Source organism: Sphaerisporangium sp. NPDC049002 (genome assembly GCF_040649355.1).
Lineage (GTDB): Bacteria > Actinomycetota > Actinomycetes > Streptosporangiales > Streptosporangiaceae > Sphaerisporangium.
Genome location: NZ_JBEZFH010000256.1, coordinates 1 through 9,437 on the forward strand (window position 1 = coordinate 1; position 9,437 = coordinate 9,437).

7 protein-coding genes, 1 pseudogene and 1 riboswitch are annotated in these 9,437 nt (G+C 72.2%); of the genes and pseudogenes, 4 read left to right on the forward strand and 4 right to left on the reverse strand.

Going from position 1 to position 9,437, the window contains the following annotated elements:
- On the reverse strand, nucleotides 1-1,227 hold a 1,227-nt coding region (locus tag AB0B89_RS32160; protein ID WP_358560302.1), incomplete at its 3' end, for a lanthionine synthetase LanC family protein.
- 336 nt (nucleotides 1,228-1,563) lie between these two features.
- Here AB0B89_RS32160 and AB0B89_RS32165 point away from each other — a divergent pair.
- Nucleotides 1,564-2,643 (forward strand): hypothetical protein, encoded by a 1,080-nt coding sequence (locus tag AB0B89_RS32165; RefSeq protein ID WP_358560304.1) that lies wholly within the window; start codon nucleotides 1,564-1,566, stop codon nucleotides 2,641-2,643.
- On the forward strand, nucleotides 2,640-3,629 hold the full coding sequence (locus tag AB0B89_RS32170; protein WP_358560306.1) for a nucleoside hydrolase: 990 nt from the start codon (nucleotides 2,640-2,642) through the stop codon (nucleotides 3,627-3,629). The genes AB0B89_RS32165 and AB0B89_RS32170 overlap by 4 nt, the downstream gene beginning before the upstream one ends.
- Nucleotides 3,630-3,663: 34 nt before the next feature.
- On the opposite strand, the gene AB0B89_RS32175 is transcribed toward AB0B89_RS32170, so the two are convergent.
- Nucleotides 3,664-3,897 carry a hypothetical protein gene (locus AB0B89_RS32175; RefSeq protein WP_358560308.1) on the reverse strand — a complete coding sequence of 78 codons (234 nt, stop codon included), beginning with the start codon at nucleotides 3,895-3,897 and terminating at the stop codon, nucleotides 3,664-3,666.
- Between the two features lie 487 nt (nucleotides 3,898-4,384).
- Between AB0B89_RS32175 and AB0B89_RS32180 the strand changes: the two are divergent.
- Nucleotides 4,385-5,146: pseudogene (locus AB0B89_RS32180) on the forward strand (TIGR03619 family F420-dependent LLM class oxidoreductase); the annotation flags it as partial.
- A gap of 280 nt (nucleotides 5,147-5,426) precedes the next feature.
- On the opposite strand, the gene AB0B89_RS32185 reads toward AB0B89_RS32180, so the two are convergent.
- Nucleotides 5,427-6,764 carry an NtaA/DmoA family FMN-dependent monooxygenase gene (locus AB0B89_RS32185; protein WP_358560310.1) on the reverse strand — a complete coding sequence of 446 codons (1,338 nt, stop codon included), beginning with the start codon at nucleotides 6,762-6,764 and terminating at the stop codon, nucleotides 5,427-5,429.
- Between the two features lie 38 nt (nucleotides 6,765-6,802).
- Nucleotides 6,803-6,911: riboswitch (SAM riboswitch) on the reverse strand.
- Nucleotides 6,912-7,139: 228 nt separating this feature from the next.
- Between AB0B89_RS32185 and AB0B89_RS32190 the strand changes: the two genes are divergently transcribed.
- Nucleotides 7,140-8,180 carry an acyl-CoA desaturase gene (locus AB0B89_RS32190; RefSeq protein ID WP_358560312.1) on the forward strand — a complete coding sequence of 347 codons (1,041 nt, stop codon included), beginning with the start codon at nucleotides 7,140-7,142 and terminating at the stop codon, nucleotides 8,178-8,180.
- Nucleotides 8,181-8,239: 59 nt separating this feature from the next.
- Here AB0B89_RS32190 and AB0B89_RS32195 read toward each other — a convergent pair whose 3' ends face one another.
- Nucleotides 8,240-9,391, reverse strand: a complete 1,152-nt coding sequence (locus AB0B89_RS32195) for a glutathione-independent formaldehyde dehydrogenase (RefSeq protein ID WP_358560314.1) — start codon at nucleotides 9,389-9,391, stop codon at nucleotides 8,240-8,242.
- Nucleotides 9,392-9,437 lie beyond the last annotated feature (46 nt).

The window sequence follows — 9,437 nt, forward strand, 5'->3', positions numbered from 1 at the left end:
CATCGCCGGGGAGATGTCCACCGCCACGACGCGCCGGAACCGCCGCGCGGCGGCCAGGCTGAACCGGCCCGTCCCGGCGCCGAGGTCCACGACGCCGGCGTCGTCGTGGCCGGTGGCGCGGCCGATCAGGTTGTCCCCGAGGGTCCGGGCGAAGTCGAGGTAGGACACCTCCCCTGTCGCGGCCCACAGCCCGACGAACGTCTCCAGCAGGCCCGCCGAACCACAGCACTGGCAGGCCACGTTCCAGAACCCGGCGGTCTGGCGGCGCGGGACGCCGCTGCACATGATGCCGGCGGCGAGCCTCCGCACCCAGTCGAGGTCGCCCTGGTCCCCCGTCACGCGGTAGAGCTCGTAGAACATGCGGGCCACCCCGGCCGACCCCGAGCACAGGCCGAGGTAGTGCAGGCCACGGCCCTGCGGGACGTGGTGCGGCACCAGGACGTGCTTGTCGCTCACCGTGCTGACGGTGCGGACGAAGTCGGCCCCCCTGCGTGCCGCGTCGAGGAACCGCCTGTCCCGCGTCACCCCGTACAGCCGGGCGAGCAGGAAGGCGGTGCCGGCCGTGCCGGACAGGAAGCCGGGCGTGACGGCGTCCACCGGCAGGTCGGGACACCCGTCCTGACCGAACCTGTGCCCGGGCACCACCTGGTCGGCGACGCGCGACCCGGCCTCGACGGCGATCTCCTCGTACGCCGAGACGCCGAGGATGCCCGAGGCGTGCAGCAGGCCGAGGATGATGCCGCCGTCGCCGCGCTGCGCGGGGTCGCCCGTCCAGCCCACGCCGCCGTCGGTCCTGCGGAGGCTGCGGACGACGCGGTCGGCCCCGGCTCTGGCCGCGACCTCCAGGCTCTCGTCACCGGTCGCCCACCCCGCCTCCGCCAGCGCGAACACCATGCCGGCGAGGCCGTGGTAGAGCGACAGGCCCGCCTCGTCCCTCAGGGTGGCGGCCAGGTAGCGCGCGCCCTGCCGGGCGTCCTCCAGGTAGGCCTCGTGCCCGGTCGCCGCGGCGAGCTCCAGGAAGAACAGCACGATGCCCGCGGCCCCGGCGTACAGCGAGCCGGGATGGCCCGACCTGGCCGACTGGCGCCGGGGGTCGGGGTTGGCGCGCCAGTGACGCCCGCGCTCGTCGTCGACCGCCGCCGACCGGATCCAGCGGCCCGCCATGATCGCCGCGGTGAAGGGGCTCTCGGCGCGCGGCCACGACGGGTGGTTCCGGTCAGGGCTCATGTCGCCTCCTCTGCGCGGCCTAGTATCCCACGAACTTGGTAGGAAAACTATGCAATCGGCGGGCATTGACGCAAGGCACGGCCGACTTCCTCATCGGCCGCACTAGAAGAATCTCACGAACCCCGCCCGCTGGATAAGCCAACTTTGCCATCGCGCCGAGATCGGACCGCGCTCGACCGCTTCTCCTGGGGTCGCGACCGCACTACCGGAAACATGGGGATGGGAGGCCATCCGGTTGCCTCCCGGTGGCGTGAGGCTGTTCAGTGAGAGGGTGAGCACCGGACGGGGACGCGACACGCGGGAACCCGGCCCGGTCCGCGCGGAAGGGATGGCCCGGTGAGTGACATCAGGAACGTACCGGCACTGGCGGACTCGGTGCGGACGACCCCCGACGGGGTGGACATCCTCGACCGCCGCGTCTACCCGTTCGAACGCCGATGGGTGCACTGCGCCACCATGGAGGACGTCGCGGTCGCCATCGAGCGGATGGTCACGCAGAGCACGGGGCCGCACTTCGCCACGACCGCCGGCATGATCCTCGCCGCCCGGGAGGCGCGGGACGCCGCCCCCGGGGCCGCCGCCGACCGGCTGCGCGCCGCCGGGCGCAGGCTGATCGCCACCCGGCCCACCAACAACCACATCCGCGACGCCGTGCTCGCGATCCTGGCGGACACCGTGGACGGCCCGCTCGCCGGAGCGTCCGGGGAGGAGCTGGTCGCCGCCGTGGAGAAGGCGGCGACCGCCCACGACGAGGGCTACCGCGCCGGGATCCGCTCCCTCGGCCGGCACGCCGCGGAGTTGCTGGAGGACGGCGCCCGCGTGCTCACCCACTGCTGGGGCGACGCCTACCTGATCGGCGCCGTCCAGGCCGCCGAGGAGATGGGCAAGCGGCTCGAATTCGTCTGCACCGAGACCCGGCCCTACCTCCAGGGGGCGAGGCTCACCGCCGCCACGCTGGTCGAGATGGGCTACCGCCCCACCCTGATCACCGACGGCATGGTGCCGTCCGCGCTGGCGAACGGGCTGGCCGACGTGGCGCTGGTCGCCTCCGACCGTGTGACCATGGACGGCCACGTGGTGAACAAGGTGGGCACGCTCGCGGTGGCGCTCGCCGCGCAGGCGTTCGGCGTGCCGTTCTACGCGCTCTCCCACGCTCCCGACCCGCTCTCGCCCGGCATCGGGGACGTCGAGATCGAGCACCGCGACGGCGAGGAGGTCCTGCACGTGCTCGGCAGGCGCACCGCAGCCGAGGGCACGCGGGGCTACTACCCGGCCTTCGACGCCACGCCGCCCCACCTGGTGACCCGGATCGTCACCGAGCGCGGCGCGTTCGTGCCCGCCCGCGTGTCCGACCACTTCGCCACCGTCTCGGGCGGGGACGACGGCTTCGCCGGAGAGGCACCGCCCGCGCCATGAGCGCGGCCCACCGCGTCGTCGTCGACACCGACACCGGCATCGACGACGCCCTCGCGCTGCTCTACCTGGCCGGGCGCCCGGACGCGGAGATCGTGGCCGTGACCTCGGTGTTCGGCAACTGCCTTGAGCGGGACGCGGTCCGCAACATCGGGTACGTCACCCGGCTGCTCGGGATGTCGGCGCCGATCGCGCGCGGCGCGGCCGAGCCGCTGTCCGCCACCGTGCGCGTCACCCGCGAGGCCCACGGCCGGGACGGCCTCGGCGATCTCGGCTACGACCGCCCGATGCCGTCGGTGACCGGGGAGACGGCCTCCGAGCTGCTTGTACGGCTGGCGGACGAGCGGCCGGGCGAGCTCGACCTGCTGGCACTCGGGCCGCTGACCAACCTCGGCCTGGCGTTGCGCGCCGACCCGGCGCTCTTTACAAAGTATCGTTCGGTCGTGCTGATGGGCGGCTCCGGGCCGTACGCCGCCCCCGGCGACGCGCTGATGGCTGACGTCAACGTCGCCCGCGACCCCGTGGCGGCCCGGATGGTGGTCAGCGCCCCGCGAAACGAACTGGTCATGGTGGGGGTGAACGTCACCGCGACGACGATCCTGGAGGAACCGGACATCAGGGCACTGCGCGCGGCCGGTACCCCGATCGCGCGGTTCGCCGCCGAGATCCTCGGCCCCTATCTGGACTTCTACGAGAAGGAGCGGGGCCGGAGGGTCGTCCCGCTGCACGACCCGCTGGCGGCGGGCATCCTGCTCGACCCCGGCCTCGCGACGGCCGCCACGCTCGGGCCGGTCGAGGTCGTCCGCGAGGGGTCCCTGTGGCGGGCCCGGCCGACGCGGGTGACGGCCACCGGCGTGGGGGCGGCGCGGGCCGCCGAGGACCTGGGCCCGCCCTTCCCGTACGAGAGGGCGCCCGGCACCCGGGTGATCACCGCGGTCGACGCGGCCGGGTTCACCGGCGGCTTCGTCCGGACGCTGACCCGGCCGTGAGCCCCGCGCTCAGGCCGGCGGCCCCGCACGGCGCCTATTCGGCCCCGGCGGCGAGGCGGACGAACAGATCGAGCGCGGCCTCGCGGACGTCGGCGGGGGTGACGCCGTCGAGCGCGGCCCGCGCCTCGGAGATGTCCCGGGTGGTGGCGCAGGTGATGGCCACCGACGTGGCGGCGGCGTGGCTCAGGGAGCCCGCGGGCGCGCTGTCCGCGATCTCCCGGGCGGTCGTGGCGAGATCGAGGTTGTCGGTCCTCGGTGCGGTGCTCAACGGGGTCTCCTCGCGGTAGCGGGTCTGGTGGAGTGCCGGGGCTCGGGCCGTCCCGAGTACCGGAGTGTGGCGAACGGCGCATCGGGCCAGGACGGATCAGGTCATCCTGCTCCACGGAGACCCGCCCATGCCACTCGCCGGGCGATATGTGATGTGCCCCAGAGGATATGCGAACCGTGCGGGGCCGCATGGGGCGTGACCGCACTCACGAGGGCGGGGCGGCCGCGATGGGCGCATCCTTTTCCATCTGTTTCAGGAATACTCACGGCCCCTTGGAAGGCTGGAGCTAAGCGCGGGAGCCGATCGACCGGGAGACCGGCCAGGGGCCGAGGAGGCGGCTTGTCTCAAGATCGAGGAGGCTACCCTGTGAAAGCGACCAGGAATGTCGGCGATCGGTCCGTTCCCACTACCTGAGGATCGTGCATGGAACTCGGCGTTGCGCTTCCCACGTCCAGGGCACTCGCGTCACCCGCGAACATCGCCCGTTATGCCCAAGAGGCCGAGAGGCTGGGCTACGACTCGCTGTGGACCTACGAGCGGCTCCTGCGCCCGTTCGCGGAGCTTCCCCAGCCCGGCGGGGGTCCGCCGCAGCGGATCCCGGAGGTCTATCGGGCTGACGTACGAGCCGCTTGAGACGCTCAGCTACGTCGCCGCGCTCACCGAGCGGATCAAGCTCGGGACCAGCGTCATCGACGCGCTGTTCCACCCGCCGGTCGTGCTGGCGCGCCGGTTCGCCACCCTGGACCAGTTCAGCGGCGGGCGCGTGATCGCGGGCCTGGGGCAGGGATGGATGCCCCAGGAGTTCGAGACGGCCAACGTGCCGATGCGCCGGATGGGCGCGGGCATGGACGAGGTGGTCGCCGCGATGCGGGCGTGCTGGGGTCCCGACCCGGTGGAGTACCAGGGCCGGTTCTACCGGATCGCCTCCTCGGAGGTGAATCCGAAGCCGGTGCAGGCCACGATCCCCATCCTGCTGGGCGCCATGACGCCCGCGGGGATCCGGCGAGCCGGGCGGATCGCGGACGGGCTGAACCCGATCGCCGTCTCCGACGAGGCGGTGCGGCGGCTCGCGGGCGACTTCCGGGAGGCGGCACGCCAGGCCGGACGCGACGCCTCCTCCCTCACCGTGATCGCGCGGGCGAACGTGCCGATCACCCGCGAGCCGCTGGGCGGCGACCGCCCGTTCCTCGGCGGGGCCCCGCGCCAGATCGCCGAGGACCTCAAGCGGCTCGAAGGCGGCGGCGTCGACCACGTGCTCCTCGCCAGCATGGCCGCGACCGACATCGACGAGGAGATAGGGCTCCTCGAAGAGCTCCAGACCGCCGTCCGGAGCCGACACGGTCCCGCGACCCGGCACCGCCGTCCGGAGCCGACACGGTCCCGCGACCCGGCACCGCCGTCCGGAGCCGACACGGTCCCGCGACCCGGCACCGCCGTCCGGAGCGGGCACGGTCCCGCGACCGGCACCGCCGTCGTCCGCCGCGCGCTCAGGCATCCCTGTGAGGCCGCGCGGCGGGCGTGCCCGGCGGTCACCCGCCGGGCTGGGGGATTCCGAGGTGGTCGCGGAGCGTCGTGCCGGTGTAGTCGGCGCGGAACACGCCGCGCTCCTGCAGGATCGGCACGACGTGGTCGACGAAGTCGTCCAGGCCCCCCGGGGTCAGGTGCGGCACCAGGATGAAACCGTCGGCGGCGTCCGACTGGACGAACTCGTCGATGCGGGCGGCCACGGAGGCCGGCGTGCCGACGAAGTTCTGGCGGCCCGTCACCTCGATGACCAGCTCGCGGATGCTGAGCTTCTTCTCGTCGGCGAGGGCACGCCACTTGGCGGCCACCTCCGCCCGGTCCCCGATCGGCACCCGTCCCGCCGACACCCCGCCCGACAGGTCGGGGTCGAGGTCCGGCAGCGGGCCTTCGGGGTCGTAGGCGGACATGTCCCTCCCCCAGACCTGCTCCAGGAAGGCGATCGCCGTCTGCGGGCCCACCTGGCGCCGCCGGATCTCGGCGGCGTTCTCCGCCGCGTCCTCCTCGGTGTCGCCCAGCGCGAACGTCGTGGCGGGAAGGATCTTCAGCCGGTCCTCCGTGCGGCCGTACCTGGCCATCCGGCCCTTGACGTCCCTGTAGAAGGCCTGGCCCTCGTGGAGGGTGCCGTGCCTGCTGAAGATGACGTCCGCCGTGGACGCGGCGAACTCGCGGCCCTCGTCGGAGTCGCCCGCCTGGATGATCACCGGGTGCCCCTGCGGGCCGCGCGGGACGTTGAACACCCCGGAGACGTCGAACTGTGCCCCTTGATGCCGCACCGGGGCGATCCCGTCCGGCCGTACGAACACCCCCGTCCCGGGGTCGGCGACGACGGCGTCCTGCCGCCAGGAGTCCCACAGCTCGCGGGCGAGCTGGAGGAACTCGGCCGCCCGGTTGTAGCGGTCGGCCCGGTCGAGGAAACCGCCACGCCGGAAGTTCTCCCCGGTGAAGGCGTCTGACGTGGTGACGACGTTCCAGGCGGCGCGGCCCTCGCTCAGGTGGTCGAGCGTGGCAAGGCGCCGCGCCAGCTCGTACGGCTCGTTGAACGTGGCGTTGACCGTGCCGGCCAGGCCGAGCCGCGTCGTGACGGCGGCGAGCGCGGAAAGGACGGTGAGCGACTCCGGGCGGCCGACGACGTCCAGGTCGTGGATGCGGCCCTTGAGCTCGCGCAGCCGCAGTCCCTCCGCAAGGAAGAAGAAGTCGAACTTCCCCCGCTCGGCCGTCGCGGCGAGGTGGCGGAACGAGGAGAAGTCGATCTGGCTCCCGGACCGGGGATCGGCCCAGACCGTGGTGTCGTTGACGCCGGGAAAGTGCGCCGCCAGATGAACCTGCTTGCGCGGCCTGCTCATCGGAGGATCCTCCTGCTTCGATCCGGACCCCCGCGCGGGGGCCGCGCCTGCGACGTGCCTGCCAGGCCGCCAGGTGTTCTCCGGGGCACCCCGCGCGGAGCGAAGGTCGCCGGCCGACCGGCCGGGCCTTTGCGTCGGCTCAATACCTAGTTAAAAGGTAGGAAAAATAGGTTTCCCTGTCAACCACCCGATCCGGCACCGGGGCCTCGTCATGGTGGGGCTAGCACTACCGCGTACCGGCGTGGTGCCTGGATATCGCCGTACCCGGCGATCCCGACAGTCTTGGACGGGCCGTCCCAACCCATCCCGAAAACGCTACGCGGCGCATCCCCAGGGTTGACGCGGTCATCGATCCGCCACCACGTGAGGAGACCTGTGACCAGCTCATCCACGATCGAAGCCCCGGATCGGGAGGCGCGCGGCAGCGACTTCGCCCGGCTGTCCCGCCGGATCACCGAGGCCGGACTGCTCGACCGGCGCCCCGCCTACTACGCGTTGCGGCTCGGCGTCGTCGCGGCCCTGTTCGTGGCCGGCTGGGTCGCGTTCTTCATGGTGGGCGACTCCTGGTACCAGCTCCTGGTCGGGGCGTTCCTCGCGCTGGTCTTCGCCCAGGTGGCGCTCGTCGCCCACGACCTCGCGCACCGGCAGGTCTTCCGTTCCCGGCGTACCAGCGAGATCGCGGGATGGGTGGCGGGCAACCTCGGCGTCGGCATGAGCTACGGCTGGTGGATGGACAAGCACACCAGGCACCACGCCAACCCCAACCACGAGGACCACGACCCCGACGTCTCCCCCAACGTCCTGGTCTGGTCGCAGCGGCAGGCCGCCGTCAGCCGGGGCGTGGCCAGGTACATCGGCCGCTGGCAGGCGTTCCTGTTCTTCCCTCTGCTGACGCTGGAGGGCCTGCACCTCCACGTGGCCGGCTTCCGGGCCCTCGGGCGGCCGTCGCTCAAGCACCGGGGGGTCGAGGGCACACTGCTCGTCGTCCACTTCGCGGCCTACTTCGCGGCGGTCTTCGCGGTCCTGCCGCCCGGCAAGGGGCTGCTGTTCGTCGCCGTGCACCAGGCGATCTTCGGCGTCTACCTGGGCTGCACGTTCGCGCCCAACCACAAGGGCATGCCGATGATGACCGGTGACGAGCGCCCGGACTTCCTGCGCCGCCAGGTGCTCACCTCCCGCGACGTGCGGGGCGGGCGCATGGTGGACATCGCCCTCGGCGGGCTCAACTACCAGATCGAGCACCACCTGTTCCCGAGCATGCCGATGCCCAACCTGCGCAGGGCCCAGCCGATCGTCCGGGCCTACTGCGCGGAGCTGGGCATCCCCTATCTCGAAAGCAGCCTGTACAGCTCGTACGCCCAGGCCCTGCGCCACATGCACCAAGCGGGCGCCCCGCTGCGAGCCCGGGAGCGCTGAGCGGCCGATACCGAGGCCACAGGGCCGGCGACGGGGGCGACACGGCGCCCGCGGGCCGGTTATCCGAGGCCGGGCTTCAGCGTCACCTTGGTCCAGCCGGGCTCACGCTTGTCGAAGTGCGCGTAGGCGTCCGGCGCCTCGCGGAGCGGCAGCTCCTGCGAGAGGATGAACGACGGCTCGACCCTGCCGGTGTGGATGAGGTTGCGCAGGTGTCGGTCGTAGCGCTTGACCGGGCACTGGCCACCGCCGATCGTCTGGCCCTTGTACCAGTGCCAGCCGTACTCCAGCGGTACCCGTCCGTGCCTGGCGAGATCGTCGACGCCTCCCGGGTCCTCCGGGACGAACACGCCCACGACGCCGATGCCGCCGGTGTACCGCACCGACTCCACCAGCTTGTTGAGGGTGTCGTCGGGTTGCTCGTGGCCCTGAGGGTCGTGCGCCTGGTAGCCCACGCACTCGCATCCCCGGTCGGCCCCCTCTCCGTTGGTGAGCTCCAGCACCCGCTCGACCGGGTCGCCCTTGGAGTCGTCGATCGCGATGGCGCCGATCTTCTCCGCCAGGGCCAGGCGGTCGGGATGGCGGTCCACCACCATGATCTTGCTGGCGCTCTTCACCACGGCCGAGAGCGCGGCCATGAGCCCGACGGGGCCGGCCCCCATGATGACGACCGACTCGCCCGGGCGCAGCCCGGCCATCTCGGTGGCGTGGTATCCGGTGGGGAAGACGTCCGAGCACATCACGTAGTCGTTCTGCTTGTCGAGACCGTCCTCGGGAATCCGGCAGCAGTTGAAGTCCGCCCAGGGAACCCGGAGGAACTCCGCCTGGCCGCCCTCCCAGGGGCCCATGTCGGCGAAGCCGTACGCCCCGCCGCAGAGTCGGGGATAGTCGGGATTGGCCCTGACGCAGTAGTTGGTGAACCCGGCGTTGCAGTTCTTGCACCCACCGCACGCGACGTTGAACGGAATCGAGACCAGGTCGCCGACGCTGACGCGCTCCACGGCGCCGCCGACCTCGATGACCTCGCCGAAGTTCTCGTGGCCGAGGACCCTGCCCGGCTCCATGTCGGTGCGGCCCTCGTACATGTGCAGGTCCGACCCGCAGATGTTCGTCGTGATGATCTTGATGATGGCGTCGCGCGGCTCCTCGATCCGAGGATCCGGTACGTCGTCCACGCTGACGTCGCGAGGTCCGTGGTAAACGAGTGCCTTCATGGTCGTCCTCCTGAAGTGGTCTCGCGTCTCCGTTCGACCATGACCC